Raw genomic sequence first — 20,604 nt, forward strand, 5'->3', positions numbered from 1 at the left:
CCCGCCTTGGCGCGGACCTCTCCCATGTCCACGTCGTCGAAGGCGTCCAAAGCGGCGTCCAGGGCCGTCAGACTCAGGATCGGGGGCGTGCCGCACAGCCAGCGGTCGATCCCGGCGGCGGGCCGGTAGTCGTCCTCGAAGTCAAACGGCCGGGCATGCCCCATCCACCCTGAGAGCGGATTGCGCAGGATGTCCTGATGCCGCTTCGCCACGAACAGATATGCGGGCGCGCCCGGACCGCCGTTCAGATATTTGTAGCCGCAACCCGCCGCCAGATCGGCGCCGTCCCGGTTGAGGCGCACGTCCAGCACCCCGGCGCTATGGCTCAGGTCCCACAGGCTCAGCGCTCCGGCCTTCCGCACCGACGCGCTCTGGGCCGCCATGTCGCGGACCGCGCCACTGCGATAGTGGACGTGACTGAGCAGGACGAGGGCGGTTCGGTTGTCCAGGGCCGCCTGGAAACCGCCCGCCTCAACGACCCGAAGCTCGATTTCCGGGATCGCGGCCGCGAGCCCCTGCAGGATGTAGAGGTCCGTCGGGAAATCGCCCCGCTCGATGATCACCGCGGTCCGCCCGGGACCCTGCGTCCGCACGGCGGCCGCAGCCAGTTTGAACAGGTTTACGGACACTGAGTCCGCGGCGATGACCTCGTCGACTTTCGCGCCGATCAGCCGCGCGATCTTGCGTCCCGCCTGCTGCGGCAGGCCGATCCAGCCGTGGGTGTTCCAGCTTGAGATCAACTCCCGACCCCACTGCTGGCCGGTCGCTTCAGTCACCCGTACCAGGGCCGAGCGCGTCAGCGCGCCCAGGGAGTTGCCGTCCAGATAGATGATCCCGTCCGGCAAGCTGAACCGCTCACGCACCCCGGCCAACGGATCGGCGGCGTCCAGATCAAGACAGGTCTGGCGGGTCGTCATTCTCGAGGCTCCGGAGGAGGACGGCTATTGCTCTCTACAGCGACAGGGAGCGCCCCGCATCTAGCGGCGTCATCGAGACCTGCTTTGCTGAATTCGGCGGCGCCTAGCCCGCCCGCTTCGCCGGTTCGACCGGAGCCATGGCCAGCAGGGTTCCGATCGGCGCCGCCAGAGTTTCCTTCGTCGCCGCCCCTGAAGCCAGGCTGACCTCAAGCGCGCCGATAGCCACCACGAGCCGGGAATCCGACGCCTTCATGGCCAGGGTCTTCAGCTGGGCGGCCTGTTGCCGGATGGCCCGGACGGCCTGGGCGGGATCGCTATCGAACTGATCCAGGGCCGAAGCGAGAATGCGCATGGCCTGATCCCTGGCCGCAGCATCCGCGGCTGCGCCCGTCGCGGGCTTGTCGGCCTTGCGCTTGCTCGGACCGGAAAATTCCCCCGAATTGAACCTCCGCCGGTCGGGTCCGACATAGCCGACAGCCTCGACCCAGTCCCGCGGCTTGAGAGCGACGTTCTCGACGCGCTTCAGGAGATCGCCGCTGGTGAAGGGTTTGCGCAGGAACTCGTGCACGCCCGCATCCCGGGCGCCCAGGATGGTGCTGGCGGTCGCTTCGGCCGTCACCATTATGATCGGGACGCGGCGGCACGCCAGATGCGACCGCCGTACGTTGCGCGCCAGCGCCTCCCCGTCCAGCTTGTCGCCGGTCCGTTCCGTGAAAATGATGCCCGGTTCCATTTCGGCCGCGGTGCGCAAGGCGCGGTCGGTGTTCGGTTCGACCACGATCTCCGCGGCGCCCAGTCCCTTGATGATCTCGGTCAGCATGCGCGCGGAATGCGGGTTCGGATCGACGATCAGAACCCGCCGCAACATCGGGGCCAGTTTCGTCAGCACGCGACGATCAACAGCAAACAAGACGCACTACCTCCGCACCGGACGATCATCCTTAACGGCAGGCGGTTAAGGGCGGTTGAACGTCGTCAGCCCCGGAAGGGATCGTGCATCATGATCGTGTCGTCACGTTCCGGGCTCGTCGACAGCAAGGCCACCGGCGCGCCGATCAGTTCCTCGATGCGCCGGACATACTTGATCGCATTCGCGTTCAGGTCGCGGAAACTGCGGGCGCCGGCGGTGCTTTCGCTCCAGCCCTCCAGTTCCTCAAACACCGGCTCGGCCGCGGCCTGGGCCTTCAGGCTGGACGGCAGATAATCCAGCACCTCGCCGTCGATGCGATAGCCGGTGCAGATCCTCAGCGTTTTCAGACCGTCCAGGACATCCAGCTTGGTCAGGGCGATACCGTCGATGCCGTTGATGGCCACAGACTGGCGCACCAGAACCGCATCGAACCAGCCGCATCGGCGCGCCCGACCGGTGTTTACTCCGACCTCGCGCCCGACGGTCGCCAGATGCTCGCCGACCTCGTCGTTCAGCTCGCAGGCGAAGGGCCCCTCGCCCACCCGGGTCGTGTAGGCCTTCACGATGCCCAGCACATAGCCGACGCCGCGGGGGCCGATGCCCGATCCCGCCGCCGCCTGTCCCGCCACGGTGTTCGAGCTGGTCACATAGGGATAGGTGCCGTGGTCCACGTCGAGGAAGGCGCCCTGCGCGCCTTCGAACAGCACCCGCTTGCCGTCCCGCCGCGCCTTGTCCAGCACCCGCCATGCGGGCTGCACATACGGAAGGATCTTCGGCGCGATCTCGAGCAGCTGGCGCAACAGCGCCTCCGGATCGATCGGTTCGAGACCCAGCCCGGCCCGCAGCGGGTCGTGGTGGGCCCGCAGCCGGTCGATCTTGACCTTCAGATCCTCGGCGCTGGCCAGGTCGCAGACCCGGATCGCGCGACGGCCGACCTTGTCCTCATAGGCCGGGCCGATGCCGCGCCCCGTCGTGCCGATCCGGGCCCCGGGCGCGCTGGCCGCCGCCTCGCGCGCCACGTCCAGCGCCGGATGGATGGGCAGGATCAGGCAGGCGTTGTCGGCGACGATCAGTACGTCCGGACTGATCCGGATACCCTGCGCTTCAATCTTCTCGATCTCGCCGACCAGATGCCACGGATCGACGACCACGCCGTTGCCGATGATCGAGGGCTTGCCCTGCACCACGCCCGAGGGCAGCAGCGCCAGCTTGTAGACCTTGCCGTCCACGACCAGCGTGTGGCCGGCGTTGTGACCGCCCTGGAACCGTACGACCATGTCTGCCCGGTTCGACAGCCAGTCGACGATCTTGCCCTTGCCCTCGTCGCCCCACTGGGCGCCGACCACTGCGACGTTCGCCAAGACTGTTCTCCGCTGTCCGGGATTTCGGAATGCGGGCGCAGCCTATAGCGGGGGAATCGGCGGGTGTCCCGTCGCCGGATGATTATTCCGACAGCGCGGTCTCGAAGGCCCAGTCAAGCCAGGGCGTCAGCGCCTCGATATCCGCGACATCCACCGTGCATCCGCACCAGATTCTCAGGCCGGCCGGCGCATTGCGGTGGCTCTCGATATCGAAGGCTGCGCCTTCTCCCTCGACCAGCGCCTTCATCCGGATGACCAGCGCCCGTCGGCCATCGTCGTCCATCGCCGTCACACGCGGATCCACAATCCGCAGGCATACCGAGGTCGTCGACCGCGTCGTCGGGTGATCGGCCAGATACTCGACCCAATCCGTCCGTCGCACCCAGGCATCCAGCGCGGCGGCGTTTGCGTTCGTCCGAGCGATCAGGGCGTCCAGCCCTCCCTCGGCCAGTCCCCATTCGACCGCATCGATCCAGTCCTCGATCGTCCAGACCGAGAAGGTGTTGAGCATCGACCCGTTGGCCAGCATGCGGTCGAAACCGTTCGCGTCCCGCAACCGCAGCACCTTGGGCACGCTGCGCGGCGGTTTATAACGGTCCAGCCGCTCGACCGCGCGCGGCGAGAGCGCCGCCACGCCCAAGCCCGCTTCGCCGCCCAGCGCCTTCTGGAAACTGAACGTCACGACATCCAGCTTGCTCCAGGGCAGGGTCATGGCGAACGCCGCCGAGGTCGCGTCGCAGATCACCACGCCCTCGCGGTCGTCCGCGATGAATTCGCCGTCCGGCGCGCACACGCCCGAGGTCGTACCGTTCCAGGGGAACACCAGGTCCTTCGCCGGATCCACCCTGGAGGTGTCCGGCCAGCCGCCCCACGGGGCGGTCAGCAGCTCGGCGTCCAGTTTCAGATGATCGACCGCGTCGCTCGCCCAGACCTTGCCGAAATTCTCGAACGCCAGGACCTGCACCGGTCGCTCGCCCAGCATCGACCACATGGCGGCCTCGACCGCCGCGGTGTCAGAGCCGGGTATGTAGACGAGCACCCAGTCCGCCGGGACCTGCAGCAGTTCGCGTGTCAGCCTCAGGCCATGCGCGAAACGCTCCACCACCTCGGGCGCGCGGATGCCGCGACCCAGCAGGTCATGCGGAATCGCCTGCGACGACCATCCCGGCCGCTTCGCCGTCGGCCCTGATGAAAACCAAGGCCGCGCGGGCTTCACATTCGGCCGGTTGGCCATCAATCGCGCCATGGCTTGTAGGGGCCGGCGTCCCGCATGCTCTGCGCGACCTTCGTCAGCGCCGCGTTTTCCTCATCGGGCAGCATGACCATCAGCTTGGCCAGAAGGTCGCCCCGCTTGCCGTCCGCGAAGGCGCCCCGCCCCTTCAGCCGCAACACCTTGCCCGAGTTCGATCCCTTGGGGATGGTCATGGAGACCGTTCCCTCCGGCGTCCGGACCGGAATCTTGCCGCCAAGAACGGCGTCGGACAGCGTCACCGGAAGGTCCATCGTCAAATCCGCGCCCTCGCGCATGAACACAGGATGCCGCGCCAGCTTGAGTGTGATGAGGGCGTCGCCCGCCTCGCTGCGTCCGGAAGCGCCGGGCGCGCCCTGGCCCCGCAGCCGGATCGTCTGACCGTCGGCGGCCCCTTTGGGTATCGTCACGTCCAGCGTCCGTCCATCAGAGAACTGGATGCGCCGGGTCGCGCCGGAGATTGAATCTTCCAGGCTGATCTCCAGCGTCGCCTTGACGTCGGCTCCGCGTCCGAGGCCCGCACCGCCGAAGCCGCCGCCTCGCGCGCTGCCGGGCCTGGCTCCGCCGCCGAACATGCCGCCGAACAGTTCGTCCAGATCGATATTCTCGAAACCCTGCTGCCGCGCCCCGCCTTGGCCGAAGGGATTTCCGCCCGGCCCGCCGCGCGTCTGCCCGCCGCCGAAGCCGCGGAACTGCTCACGGCCGTCGGAGTCGATCTCGCCACGATCGAATTTGGAGCGCTTTTCCTTGTTGCCCAGCAGGTCGAAGGCGGCGGTGATCCGCTTGAACCGTTCGTCGGCGACCGTGTTACCGGGGTTCTTGTCGGGGTGCAGTTCCTTGGCGAGCTTGCGGAACGCCTTCTTGATCTCGTCCGCGCTCGCGCCCCTCGAAACGCCCAGTTCCTTGTAGGGATCGCCCGCCACGTAGAAATCGCTCCTGCGCCGGGCTCAAGCAGCGCCAAGCGCGTCAGCCCACTGAATACCGAATGGATCAGTTAGGGCATCGTGGGGATTCCGCAAAGGCGCGGCGCCGAAAACTCTGACACGGCTATCCAAGCGGCGCCTTCGCTTCAGCGCCCCAGCCGTATCCCTCGCCCCACTGGGATACCGCGAAAGCCGCCTCGGAGTCTGGACCGCCGGGGAAATCAGCCGCGGCGCTCGCCCCGGTATAGACCGTGTCCTCGCCTTCGGCCTCGAAGGTTCTCAGCGCCACGGTTCCCGCGAGTATCCTGATCCGGAACCGCTTGGGATCAGCCGAGGTCGGCTCGCCGTCCCAGCGGTCCCCGTCGATCCGCGCCCGCGGGATCCAGGCCAGATTGAACCCGCCGTCGATCCGGGACTTCGAGCGCAGGTGGGCAGGAGACCAGGGTCGGTCATGCACGCCGCTGCTGGTATGTGCGACTTCCGTCACCAATGGCCCGCCCGCCGGTGCGCCTGCCGGCCCCGCACGCCAGATCAGCGGCAGTCCCCGCTCGGCCCGCGTCGATTCGGCTCGCGCCGGCTCGACGTCCAGAAGAACAACGACCGCTCCAGCCGCTGCCCCGGTCGCCATGGCGCCATCCGTACCCTGCTGACCGCGCAGCAATCCGCCCAGCCGCCAGACGCCTTCGCCGATAAGCTCCGCCGCCCGAAACTGCAGCAGTTCCCAGCCGTCCGCCGTTTCGACCGCCGCCGCATTACCGCCTGCGAACACCGCGATCAGCGATCGGCTTTCGGGCGCTCGTCCCTCGATACGGATAGCCAATGAGTTCACCGGGTCCCAACGATGGCGCAGACCTGCCTTCAATGGTTCCGTCAGCACGCCCACGGTTACCGGTCGCGCGACATCGCCTCGCACCGTCAGCGCGTCCTCGGACGCTCCGGCAAACACTCGCATCGGCCGCCACGGTTCGGCCGCCGCAAATGCGATCGGACGGTCGTCCGCCTCTTTCCCGATCAGCGGAGGCAGTTCCACGATCCGGAAGAAGGGCGCCCCGCCCCCGGCGCTCTCATCACGGGCAGACGGCTCGCCGTCGTCCGGCCCCACCGTCACGGACGACACCCGTTCCAGCACCGCCGAGGGTGTTTCATCCACGTCCAGCCGCATGACCCGCCACCCGCCGGCATGACCCTCGACCGTGACGCCGTCGCCGGGCTCAAGTTGCAGCGCCTCCCTCGGTCCCAGCGCCACCGTCAGTTGCTGGTGCGCCCCGCCTTCCAGCGCGCGCTCCGCCGCGGCCCGCGCCAAAGAGGCTGAACACACGGCCGGCAGATCCAGATCGATCCCGCCGCCCGCGCCACTCGATCGGGCGACCGCCACGCCCGTCTGATAGTCGGCGTCGCCGTCGATGAACCTGACGCGCGCCGCGCCCGGCCGCGCCTCCAGGGTGCGATCCCCCCGGATGCTGGTTCCTTTCTCCGGCAGGGCCAAGGCATCGAGCCCTAGCGGGGTTTCTGATCTCGCCTCCCCGATCACCGCGATCTTTCCGCCCTGCTCGGCCGCGACCAGTCCCAGCGCCGCCAGCAGCGGCTCCAGCGCATCCCGGGTCCGCATCGGCCGGTCGATGACATACCCCTGCACCGCCCCGCTCGCAGAGGCGATATGGAAATCATTCTCGGCCAGGCCGCCTCGCTCCAGCACCGCCGCAATCAGGTCGCGAGTCTCACCGGCCAGGCGTCCGTTCAGCCAGTGCCCGGTCCGCCACGCGCCGGCATCGGCCCATACATCCCTTCGTCCCGGAAAGGCCGGCCAGGGTCGCGCATCCCAGCACCAGGCATCTGCGCCGGCCAGCATCGGCCCGCCATAAACATCCGAGACCGGATTGTTCTCCGGACGGGCATAGTGGTCCAACACCGCTTCCAGCGCGCGCCGCTGCATCCGATCATCGCGCGCGCCGGTCGAGAATGGCGGCAGACTGCTTTCGGAGCTTTTCGGGTCCTGAAACAGGTTCGGCGCATTGCCCCCGCGGTCCACCGCTGCGCAACCGAACTCCGTCAGCCGGATCGGCTTCATGCCCGGAATCCAGCCTGTCGGCGCTGAACTCCTCAACCCGCCGGGCCGGTCATGGTGCGAATGGCTCCACCAGCCCTTCAGATCTTTGGGCCGGAACACCCAGTGCTCGCCGTGCGCCAGATCGTTGATCGCAGTACGCGCCTGCGCCGCACGATCGGCGTTCGAAGCGTAGAACCAGTCGAAGCCTTCGCCGCCGTTCACCTGCCCCGCCAGATAGCCTGGATCGTCCGGCCCGGGGAACGCTGCGCCATCGACGCCGCCGTCCTCCGCCCGCCAGTCGCCGAGCGGCGGATACCAGTCGATACCCACATAATCGATGTTCGCATCGGCCCACAGCGGGTCCAGATGGAAGATCACATCGGCGCCGTCGTGCCGTCCGAAATACTCTGACCAGTCGGCCGCGTAGCTGATCGCCACATCCGGTCCCACGACCGCGCGGCACTCGGCCGCCAGCGTCTTCAACTGGCTGACGGCGGGAAACCCGCCGTCAGCGTCTCGGGTCCACGTCAGGCCGCGCATCTCCGAGCCGATCAGCAGCCCATCCGCCCCCGTCTCGACCGCCAGACCGGCATAGTGCAGCGCCAGACGCCGCAGGCCCCAGCCGTCCGCCGCGCCAAACACCGCCGACATGTCCGCCGTAGCCTGCGCCCCGTCGCGCCCCTTCATTCGCCCGCGCCACGGATAGGCCGCCTGCTCGGTTGCGCCATAGGGATCGGGCAACCCGTTTCCTGCAGCCACATCCATGAAGACGAAGGGATACAGGGTGACCTCCAGTCCCCGCGCCTTGATCTCCGCGACAGCCTGCCTCACGCTCTCGTCCGAAGGCGTCCCGCCATAGGCCGGCCCGCCGTCGTTTTCCGAAATCACGTGCGCATGCCCGCGGGTCAGCCCTGCGACGGACCAGGCCAGCGGTTCCGTCGCCTTGGCCACCCGCTCGACCCCGGGGCGGACCGTGCAATGCGCCGCCCGCAGGTCGGTCCCGAACCATCCGATGACCAGGCTGACCCGCTTCAGCGCCGGCGCCTGAGCCATCAGTTGATCCAGCGAGACGACGAAGTCGGTCCGGCCATCTCCGCCATGGACGTTCTCCGCGGTCGTCCGCGTCAGGCCCTCGCGGCGCCTGATGACATCGGTCGCCAGCACGAATTCCCCCGCGCCGGGGATCAGACACACGCCTTCAAGCCGATCCTCAAGCGCCGTTCCGCCGACGCCTGCCCTCCGGAATATCTCGAACGACAGCTGCGGCGGCCGATTTCCGTAGGGGCCCAGCGGCAGGTCTTCGAAGACCGCATAGGCGACGCCGCGATAGGCCGGCGCGTCGCCCTCCACGGCCTCTATCAACGGATCCGGCGTCTGATCGCCGCCGCCGCGATGCACCCGCATCGTGGCCCTCGACAGGTCCATGGGCCGCCCGTCGGCCCACACCCGACCCACGCCGTCGATTTCGCCCTCGCAAAGCGCGACGGCGAAGCTCAGCGAATAGTCGTACTCGGTGGTTCGCGGTCCGCCTTTTCCACCGGCGGACGTGTTCCGGCCTTCCAGGAACCGCGCCGCCCAGATGATCTGACCTGTTACGCGCGCGCGACCGAACACCGCCGGCACAGGCGCGCCTTCGGCCGTCCCCTGCACCTTCAGCGTCTCGAATCGCGGCCCCTTCTGCCGCGCCGGCTCCAGGCTGGACATGACGCGTTGATCGATCGCACGGCCAACCATCGAGCCGATGACCGCGCCGATCGGTCCGCCCACCGCCTGGCCCACGCTGGTCAGGATCACCTGCGCCATTCAGTCGTCTCCCTGTCCTTCAGCCGGCCAGCCGAAGGCCGCCACCAGCCGTCGGCGCCACCAGACGCCCATCCAGCTCTCGACCACCGCCCGGCCCCAGTAGGCGTGGATCATCCGGGCCTCGGCGCCGCCAAGGTCGCTAAGGATGGCGCAGTGTTTGACCGGGCATCCGGCGGCCATGCGAAACATCAGCACGTCGCCGACCTTCGCCTCCGCGACGGGCTTTTCCTTCAGCCAGCGCCGCGCAGCCGCCAGCAAGGTTTCCTCGCCCCCGACCTCGGCCCAGTCGGCAGGATAGGACGGGGTCGGCTCCGGCTCGCCTCCCACCAGTTCGCGCCAGACCCCGCGGACCAGGCCCAGGCAATCCGCGCCCTCGCCCCGCACGCTCGCCTGGTGACGGTAGGGCGTGCCCAGCCAGGCCCTCGCGATCGACGCCGCCCGACAGCTCACCGCCGGCTGCCGCCGTCATTCCGACCGCCCTCGACCGGAACGGCGGTCAGGAAGTCGTCCCCGGGAATGTCCGGAAACCCCTGAAAATTGATCCCGTTGGCGAATGTCCCGATGCAGGTCGCCCAGCGCTTGTCGCAACCGATGCCGGGGAAATCTGTCAGATCGACCCCGCAGCGCGGGTCGCCCAGCACGGCGTCGCACAGCCGCCCATAGGTCCGCCCCACCACCCGCTCCAGTCTCGCCAGGGGCCCGTCCAGCTCGGCGACGAAACCTCCCCCCTCCCGCCGGAGCCGCGCCAACCTCGCGGTCCACAGCCGCACCTTGAGGTCGGGCCGCGCCCAATCCACCCGCCACAGCGCGACATCCGCGCCGTCGTACAAGCCCGCCTCGACGTCCTCATCCCGGATCGCCGCGTCATCGAATCCCCCGGCAATGGCTGCGGATCCGGCCGTGAAACCGACGGCGCCGTCCGCCGCTCCCGAAGTCCAACCGCTCGCCGCCCGGCATTCGACTCCTTGGACGGTCAGATCCCGGTCATGGTCCGTAAACCCCAGCTCGACCCCGTCCGTCCGTCGCAACACCCACGCATGGCACAGCGTCGCCGCCCCGCTCTCAATGCGGGCGGCCATTTCCTCAGGTATGTCGCGCATGACTAGACCCGCACCTCGATCAGGGGCGCAGCCGCCATCCGTCCGGCGTTGAAGCTCTCCAGCGTGACCTCGATCCGGTCCGTATCGAACCGCACCGGCGTGTCGAATTCGAATCCCGCTGTCACCACCGCCCCGACGTCCGGCGGCTCGTCCAACGTGATCAGTCCGGTGACATGATCGACAGTGAAGCTTTCTTCCGGTTGCTCGACGCCGCCCACGGCCAACCGCACCGTGCCCTCAACCGGCTTGGCGATCCGTCGTTCCGGTGCGGTCTCATCGTCGCCATACCGTTTGAGAAGCGCGAACGTGGTGCGCGCCGCATCACCCTCGCCCAGCGCCTGGTCGGCCGCGGTGACCGATCCTCCGGGCCCGCAGGATTTGAAGTCGAAGAAATCCCGGAACCGGAAACCGAACAGGCGGCCGTGGCGGGCCTCGAAGAAGTCGGTCATGGCCGCCATGTCGTCCAGGGACCTCAGATTGGCGCCGATCAGATAGCGCCGCCGCCCCTGCGCCCAAGGCGTCGAACGCCGCTCGAAACCCGACCCCAGGGTTACAATCTCGGTGCGCCGCTCCACGCCGCCCGTCGATCCGAACGCCAGCCGCGCAGGCAGCCTCACCTCGTGAAACGACATCCCGCTTCTCCTCTCAGGTTCATTTCCGGGTTCGCTTTTGCTTGTCGAGCAAACGCCGGTACGTCATCCTCCCCCTGCCGGCCTCAAGGGTGCGGATCGCGTGGGAGGGCGCTATGAGCTTCGATACATCGTCCCGGATTGAAAGCTTCGACTGGCAGAAGCTTCTGTTTTCGTTCGAGGGCCGGACCCGGCGCTCTCACTTCTGGATCGGCTGGCTGATCTGCCTGGGACTCAGCGTCGTCGCCGGCTGGATTCCCCTGCTCGGCGCATTGCTTTCCATCGCCTTGATCTGGCCCAGCCTGGCCATCGCCGTGAAGCGTTTGCACGACATGGGGAAGAGCGGCTGGTTTGCGGCGATCCCCTGGGTCGTAAACATCGTCGGGGTCTGTTTCGCCTTCGTCACCGTCGGCGTCACGGCCATCACCAGCGCCGCGGCCCTCGAACGCGAGGAGCCGGCCGCCATCCTGGCCCTGCTTGGCCCGATCCTCGGCGTTCTGGCCGTGCTTGCTCTGGTCAATCTCGGCTTTCTGCTCTGGATCGGCGTCACCGACAGCCAGCCCGGCGACAACCGCTTCGGGCCCAACCCCAAGGGCTTCTGAACCCGACGGCAGCGCTCAGAGCCTGCGCGCGCCCAGCGACACGGCGCGCGCCAGCATCTGGGCGATCTGCCCTTCCGACCGCAGCAGTCCCTGGGCGCCGCCGTCGACACGGACGTTGACGACGACGCCGGCTCCGCCGACCGGCTCGATCACGCCGGGGCCTGAGGGGCGAAACACCTCCGGTCCTCGCTCGCCGACCAGATAGGCGCCGCCGCCCGCGACGGGCCCGCCATCCGCGCGCGCGCCCGGGAAGATCGTCTGCACCGCTTGGGCGATTGCGTCCGACAACCCGCCCCCGCCGCCCGATCCGGACGCCGCATTCACCGCCGCCAGCATCGCGCGCGCCAGTTCGGCCAGCGTCACCTCTCCGTCCGCCGCCGCCCGCGCCAGCGATCGCGTCAGGCTTTCTCCCGCCCGACCGAATGCATCCTCGATCGAGGCTGCCGCCCGTTCCGCCGGCTCCCGCAGGCCTTCCAGGGCCGCGGCCGCCTCAGCCGCCTTGATCGGCACCGCGTCCAGCCCGGCCGGTTCGAAACTGTCACTCATCCGGCCACGCCTCCGTCATCCGCACCAGATCCGTACGCCCCATAGGCGCGCCGCTCGCCGGCCGATCCGTCAACATCCGCCATTCCTTCAGCGACAGCCGCCAGAACGCCTCCGGCGCAACACCCAGCATCGCAGCGGTGCGCGTCATCTCGCTCCATGGCGTCTTCACGCGGCCGCTGCGAAGGCCTTCGCCACCGCCTCCGCCGCCTCGCGCGGATCGATCGCCGCGCGGTCCAGGTCAGTCGCCAATTCGAGCTCCCCGCCGCCCCGCAGGAGAGCGGCCAGCACCGCCACCAGGTCCCTGCCCGAAAGCGCCCGCATCCGTTCCGCCAGCGCGCCGACAGACTCCAGCCCCAGCGCCGTCTCGATCTGCGCCAGCGCACCCAGGGTCAGGCACAACCGCCGTTCACGTCCGGCCAGAACCGCCTTCGTCTCGCCTCGCGCCCCGTTGATTCCCATCACAGGGCGCCAAACGTAACCTCGCCGGCGCTCGCCAGACTGATCGCGAACGTCGCCTCGCCCTCGTGCTCGCCCGCATACTCGAGCGCCGCGACCAGAAACGGCCCCTCCAGAACGCCGAAGTCCGGCACAATCAGCCTCCAGGCCCGGGCCGCCTGATCAAAGAAGGCCTCACGGATCAGGGCGTCGGAGGCAGCGTCGCGAAAAATCCCCTGCCCCGCCACGGCCGCCGACTTGACCCCCGCGCCGCCCAGCAGCTCGCGCCACCGCCCGGCGCTGTCGCCGTCGGTCGCATCCACGGAGCGGGCGTTGAGGCTGATTGTCCGCGCCCTCAAACCAGCGACCGTCGTGAACACGCCCGGCGCGTTCTCGATCTTCAGCAGAATGTCCTTGCCGCGTTGTGCGCTCATGATCCGACCTCCTCCGTGACGGCGCGTACCCGCAGCACCGCAAATGTCCGCGCTCCGTCCGCGCCTGGAAACACATCCGCGAACGCGACCCTCAGGTTCACCGTCCGCGCTCCATCCGCCTCAAGCACGGCGTGCGTCAGACACAGCCGCACCGCCGCCAGCACCGCCTTGGCTTCCTCGGTCCCGCGAAACCGCGACACGACGGTCAAGGTCAGCGCATGCTCGACCCCTCCTCCGTCGGCTCGTACCGGCCGGCTTTCGCTGCGGCCGATCAGCAGATGCGGAAACACCGGCCGATCGGGCGGCGCATCCCAGATCCGCGCCGGTTCGCCCAACAGCGCCTGCACCGCCGCGTCCTCTTTCAGATGGGCGATCAAGGCCTTCTGCAGCGCCAGTTCGTGCGCGCTCATCGCATTCGCTCCAGGTTCAGGATCGCCTGCCCGCCGACCGTCTCGCCCGACACGATCCGCCAGTCGCCGCCGCCAAATCTCAGCATCCGGCCCGGCTCCAGCCGGACATCCGCCCGCGTCTCCGCCGTAACGGTGTCGACGGTGCGCAGGCCGCCCGCCTCCGACCGCTCGCGCGTTCGAAGTTTTCCCAGCTTGAGCCAGGCCGAGCCCAACGGTTCCCAACTGACGGCCCGCCCGCCGTAGGGCGTCTCTGATCCAACGCCTTCGAACAGGCCCGCCAGCGACCTCACAGCCGCGCCTCGCGATACGGTGCGATCCAGGCCTCCACGGGCGCGATCGGCATCGCCGGCTCTTCCCGCTCATAGGCCCTGAGCGCCAGCATCAGGATCGCCAGCCTCAGCGGCGCCGGAGAGGTGGACAGCAGGGGCGCCCCCACCTCCCCCTCGACCCGGGCCCGGGCCGCATCGATCAGCGTCTGGATCAGCGCATCCTCGGCGTCATGCTCGACGCGCAGGAACAGCTTCGCCTCCGCCAGGGCGACGGGTGCGGTCATGGGATGTCTCCGATGTTGGAAGGGAGGCGGCAGGCGTCAGCGAACAGACAGGAATTCCAACCCCGTCGCCTCGCCGTCGCCTGCCGCCTGTCGCCGCCTGCCTGGGTCAGCTCGCCGCGAACTTCATCACCTTGATGGCGTCGAAATTCTGCACGCCGCCGCCGACCCGCTTGGTGGTGTAGAACAGCACATAGGGCTTGGCGGAATACGGATCCCTCAGCACCCGCACGCCCGCCCGGTCGACGATCAGATAGCCCCGCTGGAAGTCGCCGAACGCGATCGCCGCGCTGTTGGCCGCGATGTCCGGCATCGTCTCGATCTCGGTCACCCGATAGCCCAGCAGACTGGCCGTCTCGCCCGCCCGCTGCGCCGGCTGCCAGATGTAGTTGCCGTCGGCGTCCTTGAATTTTCGCACCGCCGACACTGTCTTGCGGTTCATCACGAACCGCCCGTTGGGCCGGTACTGGGCCTTGGGCGCATAGACCAGGTCGATCAGCCGGTCCGCCGGGCTGGTCGAGGCGAAGGCCCCGGCTCCGCCCGACGCCACATAGCCGATCTCTCCCCAGACGGCGCTCGCATCCGCCACGATCGGATAGCTGAGGAAGCCCTTCGGCTTGTTGACTCCGTCGCCCGTGACGAAGGCCGCCGTCTCCTGCGCCGCGAATGCGTCCTCGACCTCGGCGGCCAGCCATTCGTCGAGGTCGATCAGGGCGTCGTCCAGCAGGGACTGCGTCGCCGCCGGATTGGCGTACAGATCGGCCGAGGGGAACTCCAGCAACGCCAGGGTCGCGGGGTCCGTCTCCGGTCGGGCCGCCGTCTCGGCCACCCAGCCTGCCGCCACGCCCGCCGTCGAGACCGGCTTCCTGAAAACCCCGGCTCCCACGGTGCGCACCGTCGCGATCTCGCGCATGGGCGATCCCGCCATCAGCCTGCGCTCGATGGCCCGCTCTGTCTGTTCGGGCACGACGTAGCCTGCCGAGTTCGACGCCGTGCTCAACCCGGCCTTCAGCTCCAGCCCGAACGACTGCCCGGTCTTCAGATATCCGTCGAACGCCGCCTTCTCTTCCAGTCCTGTTCCTTTGGAGGAGGGGACCGACCCCAGCTCCGGCCGCCGGCTTTCGCTCATCACGCGATCCAGCCGCGCCTGCGCGCCGGCCACCGCCTGGTCGATCCGCGCCACCTTCTCCTCCAGCAGCGCGTCGGCGGAAGCCTTCTTCTCGATCTCGTCCAGCCGGGCGTCGTTCGCCCCTTTGAACGCCTCGAACGCGGCCATCATCTCGTGCATGGCGGCGCGCGCCTCCGGCGTGGCCGGGGCCTGTTTGGTCTCTTTCATGATCTCTCCGGTTGAAGAACCGCGGGTTGCGGTTAGGGTCGAGGCGTGAACCGCCTTCTTGGAAAATTGGCGTTGGTCGCCGGGTGAGCCCTCGCTTCACCCCGCTCGAGACTGCCGTCCTCGACGCCCTCGCCTGGGAATTGCGGGACCTCGCTCCCGACCTCGCGGGCCAGTTCGCTGAAAGCCTTCCGGGCCAGCGCCGCAACACCGGCTCGGGCCTGCTCACTGAACTGATCGTCGACCGGACCCGTCCCGAGCCCATGACCACGCCGACGGGCCGCTTCGGCACGACACACGCCATGGTCGGCGATCTGCCGGATCCCGTTGCCTTCCAGGTCGAACTGCGCGCCGGCCGGCTGCTCTATCTCTTCGGCGACTCATACGGTCAGGACACGCGCGACATCGACTTCGCCACGGTCCCCTTCGACCAGGTGTTCACCATCGACGCCGCCGGGGAGTCGGTCGCTTTCGATCCCGTCGCCCTGATGCCGCCCAGTCCTCTGCTGGACCTGCATCGCTATCCCGAGCCGGAACCCGTCACCCCCGACAGGCCGCTTGTGAACGCCGGCCCGTTGCAGCGGCTTCAGGAGCCGCTGCCGAGCGCTCCCCAGCTGTCGCTCGACGCCTTGTTCGGTCTCACGGAACCGTCGAAGGACAAGGGGGTCGAAACATCCTCATCCCAGCCGCTCTCAAACACCCTGAAGTCCTGGGTGATCATCGGCCTCGCTCTTCTGGCCGCCACCGTCATGTTCCGGCTGCCGCTCGGCTTCCTGGGATTCTTCGCGGTCTACGGTCTGGTCAATCTGTTCCGCCGGCCCGCCCTGATGCGCGAACTGGGCCGGATGCTCGCCGGTCTCGCCCGTACCCGCTGACGCCGAACCGGGCGCCGGGCAACATCGGAAACGTCACCAGCGACACTTCCCACAGTTCCACCTCGACCAGCACCCGCAACCGCCCCTCGCGTCGCGCCCGGCTGCTGCGGAAACCGATCGACAGCCCATCCAGCGCCCCGGCCTTCGACAAGGCTCCGGCGAACCGCGCCTCGGCTGACCAGTCCATGATCCGGCCCCGGACAAACAAACCGCGCTCGTCCTCGATCATCTCATCCCAGACCCCGACCACGGCGCGGCCCTCATGCTGGTGCAGCATCCGGACGCCACGCGCGCCGCTCCTGGCCAGACTGGCGGCGAAGGCTCCCTTGGCGACCACGTCCCCGTTCAGATCGGCGACGCCCCACAACGAGGCATAGCCTTCGATCTCCAGACCCGCGTCCACGGATGCGACAATCGTCACCCCCAGCCCTCCAGCCTGTCCTCGATCCGGTCCAGCGACGCCCGCGTGGCGACGCTCTGTTCCTCCAGCCGCGCCAGCCGCTCGGCCACCAGCCGCTGCTCGGCGACCCGTTCCTCCAGGCTGGCGATCCTCGCCGCCGCGCCGCCGGCCCAAACCAGTCCGCCGATCGTCTGGACCGTCAACGCCACGATCAGCGCTATCGGAATCTTCCTCAGGCTTTCCATCACTTGCCCACTCCCGCCATCCGCCGCCGCTCCTCGTCCGTCAGGAAGGTCGCTGCGTTCAGTCGCGCCCACAGCGCATCGCGTTCGGGCTGCAGCGCCGGCAGCGCCTCCAGATCCGCCTCGATCCTGATCCCCTCGAACCGCCCGCCCAGCCATCCGCCCAGGGCCGCCGCCGTCTTCCGGACCAGCGGCACCACCGTCCCCCGCCAGAAGGCTGCATTGGCCTCGCGATAGTTGGCGTAGGTCGCGTCGCCGGGGATCCCCAGCAGTTGCGGCGGCACCCCGAACGCCAGGGCGATCTCCCGCGCCGCCGCATGCTTGCCGGCGATGAAATCCATATCCGCGGGCGTCCAGCTCATGGGCTTCCAGTCCAGCCCGCCTTCCAGGATCATCGGCCGTCCGGCGTTCATCGCCCCGGCATGGCTGTCGTTGACCTGCGCCCGCAGGCCCTCGAACTGCTCGGCTGTCAGTCGCTCGCCGTCCTTCGCCCCATAGACAAGCGCGCCCGAGGGTCGCGCCGCATTGTCCAGCAACGCCTTGTTCCAGGCCCCTGACGCATTGTGCACATCGATGGCCGCTGCCGCCGCCTCCAGCGGCGAGAACCCGTAGTGATCGTCCGTTGGATGAAACAGCTTCAGCTGCATCACCGGCATCCAGCCGTCCGCCGCCCGGCCGATCCGGACCGATCGGCCATCCACCGAATAGTCCCAGGCCTCGGCCCAGCCGGCGCGCCCCGGAACCACCTTCACCCTGTCGGGCCGCAGGTTCCAGAGCTCCTCGGGTTCAGCATCGCCCACTGCCTCGGCGTAGGCGTTGCCCGCCGTCTGCAGCGCGCCGTACAGCGCCTCCAGCCACTCCGCCCCCGACTGTTCCGGATTGGGTCGCGCCAGCAGTCTCGCCAGCGGATGGTCCGGCGCCCGCACCCCGTCGGCGAACACGATCAGCGGCGTCGACGACGCCGCCTCCGCGATCATGCGCACGCAGCGATAGGCCACGGCGTTCTTCCCGAACCCCTCCACCGCCAGATGGGCGTAGTCGCGCGGCGTCCACCGCGCCCGGCCGCCGCTGGTCAGCGCGATCAGCGGCCCGGCGCGGCTGTCCTTGATTTCAGGCGCGGCTCCACGCCCGCGGCGGCCCATCGGCCAGCGCAGCTTCTGCATGTCCATCCTTTCGAGAGGGTCCGCCTCCGGGCGTCAGCACGCCGCCGGCCGCCCGGCCCGGTCCTGATTTCCCGTCATGCCCAAAGACTAGCCGACCAGCGCACCAAGGCTGGAAAATCGCCGCGAGAAAAGTGCAAGGCCTTGTTCTGGAGACCCTTTATCTCGTGAATGCGACTATAGATCCGCGAATGACCCGCACGCCGGCTCCTTAGCCGTCCTTGTCCCCGCCCCGCTCAAGCATCCACTCGGGCGCCTCGAAATCCAGAGCGTCCTCCGACTTCTCCAGCGCCAGTTCCGACACGGTCTGCCCTTTCACGGACACCCCGGCCCTGTGCACGCTGTCAGGGTCGCCCGAAACCAGCGGGTGCCAGTCCGCCAGTCCCCGCCCCTCGTTGATCCGGCGGTATCCGCACGACAAGGGCATCCACCTCAATGCCTCGATGTTCCACGGCGTCAGCTTGATGCAGTCCGGCACATGCTCGCGACGGTTGGCGTAGTCGGTGCAGGTGCAGCGGTCCGGGTCGAACAACTTGCAGTGAACCCGTGTCGGAACCACCTCGCCGGTGTCCTCGTCCTCGAACCGCACCAGGCAGCACAGGCCGCAGCCGTCGCACAGACTCTCCCACTCCTCGCGGGTCATCTGTTCCAGGCGCTTGGTTTGCCAGAAGGGCCGTTCCATCGGCGCCTGTTAGCCCCTCGAGGCCCTCATGTCTCCCACAAGGCGCCGGCGCGGTGGTCACAAAGGTCCTAACCCCCTATATGGCCGCCTTCGACCGCACGGCCTCCCCGCCGTGCCGCGTGTCCAGGGTTTCCATGGCTCCCCGTCCTCCTCTCGTCGCCCTCAAGAATGTTCGTCTCCAGGACGGCCAGCGCCCGCTGTTCGACGGGGTCGATATCGCCGTGGAGCCGCGCACCCGCGCCGCCCTCGTCGGCCGCAATGGCGCTGGCAAGTCGACCCTGATGAAGATGGTCATGGGCCTGATCGAGCCTGACGCCGGCGACCGCTCGGTCCAGGCCGGCACCCGCTTCGCCTATGTCCCCCAGGAACCCGTCATCACCGGCGAGACCCTGCTCGACTACGCCGCCTCCGAAGGCGCCGAACGCTGGACCGCCGAGGCCTGGCTGACCACCTTTGGCCTCGACCCGGCGAAGCCCGCCGTCAATCTGTCCGGGGGCGAGACCCGCCGCGCCGCCCTCGCCAAGGCCTTCGCCGAAGAGCCCGACCTGCTGCTGCTGGACGAGCCGACCAACCACCTCGACATCCTCGCCATCGAACTGCTCGAGGAAGAACTGCTCCAGGCGCGCTTCTCCGTCCTCGTCGTCAGCCACGACCGCGCCTTCCTCAACCGTGTCACCCAGTCCTGCCACTGGCTCGAAGGTCGCCGCGTCCGCACCCTCAACAAGGGCTTCGCCGCCTTCGACGAATGGGCCGACAAGGTCATGGAAGAGGAGGCGGAATCCCTGCGCCGCCTCAACAAGCGCATCGAGGCCGAGACCTACACCTTCTACCGGTCCATCACGGCCCAGCGCACCCGCAACGAGGGCCGCGCCCGCGCCCTGGAGGCCATGCGCCAGGACCGCGCCATGCGGGTCAAGGACATCCCCCGCGAGCTGAACCTCGGCGTCGATTCCGGCGTCGCCTCCGGCAAGCTGGTCGCCGACCTGAAGGGCGTCTCGAAATCCTTCGGCGACCGGCCGGTCATCAAGCCTTTCACCACCCGCGTCATCCGCGGCGACCGCCTCGCCATCGTCGGCCCCAACGGCGCCGGCAAGACCACCCTGGTCAAGATCCTGCTCGGCGAACTCAAGCCCGATGAGGGCGCGGTCCGTCTCGGCGCCAATCTTGAGCCCGTCTATCTCGACCAGTCCCGCGAAGGCCTGAAGTCGGACATGACCCTGTGGGACGCCCTGACTCCCGGCGGCGGCGACAGCGTTCTGGTGCGCGGGATATCCAAACACGTCGCCGCCTACGCCAAGGACTTTCTGTTCCAGGAGGGCCAGCTGCGCCAGCCGATCTCGACCCTGTCGGGCGGCGAACGCAACCGCTTGCTGCTGGCCCGCGCGCTGGCCAAGCCCGCCAACATGCTGGTGCTCGACGAACCGACCAACGACCTCGACATGGATACGCTCGACAAGCTGGAAGAGCTGCTCGAGTCCTATGACGGCACCCTGATCCTGGTCAGCCACGACCGCGACTTCGTCGATCGTCTGGCCACCTCGACCATCGCCATGAACGGCCGCGGCGACATCGTCGAGACGCCGGGCGGCTGGACCGACTTCATCCGCCAGAACCCCGGCTTCCTCCAGCCCGGCGCCAACCCGCGCCCGCAGGACAAGGACGCCGCCCAGCGCGCCGCCGCCGCTCCGGCTCCGGCCCTGGCGCCGAAGAAGCCCGGCAAGCTCACCTTCAAGGACGCCCACCGGCTGAAGGAACTGGAAGGCCTGCTCGCCTCCCTGCCGGAAGACATCGCCCGCCACGACGCGACCCTGTCGGACCCCGACCTCTACGCCCGCGACCGCAAGGCCTTCGACCGCGCAACCGCCAACGCCGACCGCGCCCGGTCGCTCCTCGCGGCCGCCGAGGAGGAATGGCTGGAGCTGGAAGCGAAGCGGGAAGCCCTGTCGGCCTGAGCGGCCAGAAAGCCGCATCGCGCACAACCGGCGGCTGGGCTAGC

The 20,604-nt window shown here is 68.6% G+C and carries 24 protein-coding genes; 3 read left to right on the top strand and 21 right to left on the bottom strand.

What is annotated here, in order from left to right; translation table 11 throughout:
* From V6M42_RS10645 to V6M42_RS10685, 9 genes are all read right to left on the bottom strand, one after another.
* Positions 1-917: aminotransferase class V-fold PLP-dependent enzyme (locus tag V6M42_RS10645; RefSeq protein WP_332678452.1), on the bottom strand; the 917-nt coding region annotated here is incomplete at its 3' end.
* Between the two features lie 103 nt (positions 918-1,020).
* The gene (locus V6M42_RS10650; RefSeq protein ID WP_332678453.1) at positions 1,021-1,806 is read right to left on the bottom strand and encodes a response regulator; all 786 of its coding nucleotides are present in this window, start codon (positions 1,804-1,806) and stop codon (positions 1,021-1,023) included.
* A gap of 86 nt (positions 1,807-1,892) precedes the next feature.
* Entirely contained in the window at positions 1,893-3,188 is a 1,296-nt protein-coding gene (locus tag V6M42_RS10655) for an adenylosuccinate synthase (RefSeq protein WP_332659328.1), read from the bottom strand.
* Between the two features lie 82 nt (positions 3,189-3,270).
* Positions 3,271-4,422, bottom strand: a complete 1,152-nt coding sequence (locus V6M42_RS10660; protein ID WP_332678454.1) for a phosphoserine transaminase — start codon at positions 4,420-4,422, stop codon at positions 3,271-3,273.
* Positions 4,422-5,360, bottom strand: a complete 939-nt coding sequence (locus V6M42_RS10665; RefSeq protein ID WP_332678455.1) for a DnaJ C-terminal domain-containing protein — start codon at positions 5,358-5,360, stop codon at positions 4,422-4,424. Before V6M42_RS10665 ends, V6M42_RS10660 begins: the two co-directional genes overlap by 1 nt.
* A 124-nt stretch (positions 5,361-5,484) precedes the next feature.
* Positions 5,485-9,210 (bottom strand): baseplate multidomain protein megatron, encoded by a 3,726-nt coding sequence (locus tag V6M42_RS10670; protein ID WP_332678456.1) that lies wholly within the window; start codon positions 9,208-9,210, stop codon positions 5,485-5,487.
* Positions 9,211-9,660: an NlpC/P60 family protein gene (locus V6M42_RS10675; protein WP_332659334.1), complete on the bottom strand. Its 450-nt coding sequence runs from the start codon at positions 9,658-9,660 to the stop codon at positions 9,211-9,213.
* Entirely contained in the window at positions 9,657-10,310 is a 654-nt protein-coding gene (locus V6M42_RS10680; protein WP_332678457.1) for a baseplate hub domain-containing protein, read from the bottom strand. The genes V6M42_RS10675 and V6M42_RS10680 overlap by 4 nt, the downstream gene beginning before the upstream one ends.
* A gap of 2 nt (positions 10,311-10,312) precedes the next feature.
* On the bottom strand, positions 10,313-10,942 hold the full coding sequence (locus V6M42_RS10685) for a DUF2460 domain-containing protein (protein WP_332678458.1): 630 nt from the start codon (positions 10,940-10,942) through the stop codon (positions 10,313-10,315).
* A 113-nt stretch (positions 10,943-11,055) separates the two neighbouring features.
* Between V6M42_RS10685 and V6M42_RS10690 the strand changes: the two genes are divergently transcribed.
* The gene (locus tag V6M42_RS10690; RefSeq protein WP_332659337.1) at positions 11,056-11,541 is read left to right on the top strand and encodes a DUF805 domain-containing protein; all 486 of its coding nucleotides are present in this window, start codon (positions 11,056-11,058) and stop codon (positions 11,539-11,541) included.
* 15 nt (positions 11,542-11,556) lie between these two features.
* Here the strand turns inward: V6M42_RS10690 and V6M42_RS10695 are convergent, their stop codons facing one another.
* The 8 genes from V6M42_RS10695 to V6M42_RS10730 all read right to left on the bottom strand — a co-directional run bounded on the left by V6M42_RS10695 (position 11,557) and on the right by V6M42_RS10730 (position 15,252).
* Positions 11,557-12,087 (bottom strand): phage tail tape measure protein, encoded by a 531-nt coding sequence (locus V6M42_RS10695; protein WP_332678459.1) that lies wholly within the window; start codon positions 12,085-12,087, stop codon positions 11,557-11,559.
* Positions 12,080-12,235 carry a phage tail assembly chaperone gene (locus V6M42_RS10700; protein WP_332659339.1) on the bottom strand — a complete coding sequence of 52 codons (156 nt, stop codon included), beginning with the start codon at positions 12,233-12,235 and terminating at the stop codon, positions 12,080-12,082. Before V6M42_RS10700 ends, V6M42_RS10695 begins: the two co-directional genes overlap by 8 nt.
* A 17-nt stretch (positions 12,236-12,252) precedes the next feature.
* Positions 12,253-12,546, bottom strand: coding sequence for a GTA-gp10 family protein (locus V6M42_RS10705; RefSeq protein ID WP_332659340.1), 294 nt, complete (start codon positions 12,544-12,546; stop codon positions 12,253-12,255).
* Positions 12,546-12,956, bottom strand: a complete 411-nt coding sequence (locus V6M42_RS10710) for a phage major tail protein, TP901-1 family (protein WP_332678460.1) — start codon at positions 12,954-12,956, stop codon at positions 12,546-12,548. The genes V6M42_RS10705 and V6M42_RS10710 overlap by 1 nt, the downstream gene beginning before the upstream one ends.
* Positions 12,953-13,366, bottom strand: a complete 414-nt coding sequence (locus tag V6M42_RS10715; RefSeq protein ID WP_332678461.1) for a DUF3168 domain-containing protein — start codon at positions 13,364-13,366, stop codon at positions 12,953-12,955. The genes V6M42_RS10710 and V6M42_RS10715 overlap by 4 nt, the downstream gene beginning before the upstream one ends.
* On the bottom strand, positions 13,363-13,656 hold the full coding sequence (locus V6M42_RS10720; RefSeq protein WP_332659343.1) for a phage head completion protein: 294 nt from the start codon (positions 13,654-13,656) through the stop codon (positions 13,363-13,365). Before V6M42_RS10720 ends, V6M42_RS10715 begins: the two co-directional genes overlap by 4 nt.
* Positions 13,653-13,919 carry a head-tail connector protein gene (locus V6M42_RS10725; protein WP_332659344.1) on the bottom strand — a complete coding sequence of 89 codons (267 nt, stop codon included), beginning with the start codon at positions 13,917-13,919 and terminating at the stop codon, positions 13,653-13,655. Before V6M42_RS10725 ends, V6M42_RS10720 begins: the two co-directional genes overlap by 4 nt.
* A 106-nt stretch (positions 13,920-14,025) precedes the next feature.
* Positions 14,026-15,252, bottom strand: a complete 1,227-nt coding sequence (locus V6M42_RS10730; protein WP_332678462.1) for a phage major capsid protein — start codon at positions 15,250-15,252, stop codon at positions 14,026-14,028.
* A gap of 83 nt (positions 15,253-15,335) precedes the next feature.
* Here V6M42_RS10730 and V6M42_RS10735 point away from each other — a divergent pair, with 83 nt between their 5' ends.
* Positions 15,336-16,124, top strand: a complete 789-nt coding sequence (locus V6M42_RS10735; RefSeq protein WP_332678463.1) for a hypothetical protein — start codon at positions 15,336-15,338, stop codon at positions 16,122-16,124.
* Here V6M42_RS10735 and V6M42_RS10740 read toward each other — a convergent pair.
* The 4 genes from V6M42_RS10740 to V6M42_RS10755 form a co-directional block, all read right to left on the bottom strand.
* Positions 16,051-16,527 (bottom strand): HK97 family phage prohead protease, encoded by a 477-nt coding sequence (locus tag V6M42_RS10740; RefSeq protein WP_332678487.1) that lies wholly within the window; start codon positions 16,525-16,527, stop codon positions 16,051-16,053. The two genes, V6M42_RS10735 and V6M42_RS10740, sit on opposite strands and share 74 nt — an antisense overlap.
* Positions 16,528-16,541: 14 nt before the next feature.
* Positions 16,542-16,769 (bottom strand): hypothetical protein, encoded by a 228-nt coding sequence (locus tag V6M42_RS10745; protein ID WP_332659348.1) that lies wholly within the window; start codon positions 16,767-16,769, stop codon positions 16,542-16,544.
* Positions 16,769-17,929, bottom strand: coding sequence for a phage portal protein (locus V6M42_RS10750; RefSeq protein WP_332678464.1), 1,161 nt, complete (start codon positions 17,927-17,929; stop codon positions 16,769-16,771). Before V6M42_RS10750 ends, V6M42_RS10745 begins: the two co-directional genes overlap by 1 nt.
* A gap of 208 nt (positions 17,930-18,137) precedes the next feature.
* Entirely contained in the window at positions 18,138-18,608 is a 471-nt protein-coding gene (locus V6M42_RS10755; protein WP_332659351.1) for a YcgN family cysteine cluster protein, read from the bottom strand.
* A 134-nt stretch (positions 18,609-18,742) separates the two neighbouring features.
* Between V6M42_RS10755 and V6M42_RS10760 the strand changes: the two genes are divergently transcribed.
* Entirely contained in the window at positions 18,743-20,560 is a 1,818-nt protein-coding gene (locus tag V6M42_RS10760; protein ID WP_332678465.1) for an ABC-F family ATP-binding cassette domain-containing protein, read from the top strand.
* The last annotated feature ends 44 nt before the right edge of the window (positions 20,561-20,604 follow it).

The organism is Brevundimonas sp. (assembly GCF_036677305.1).
Taxonomy (GTDB): Bacteria; Pseudomonadota; Alphaproteobacteria; order Caulobacterales; family Caulobacteraceae; genus Brevundimonas.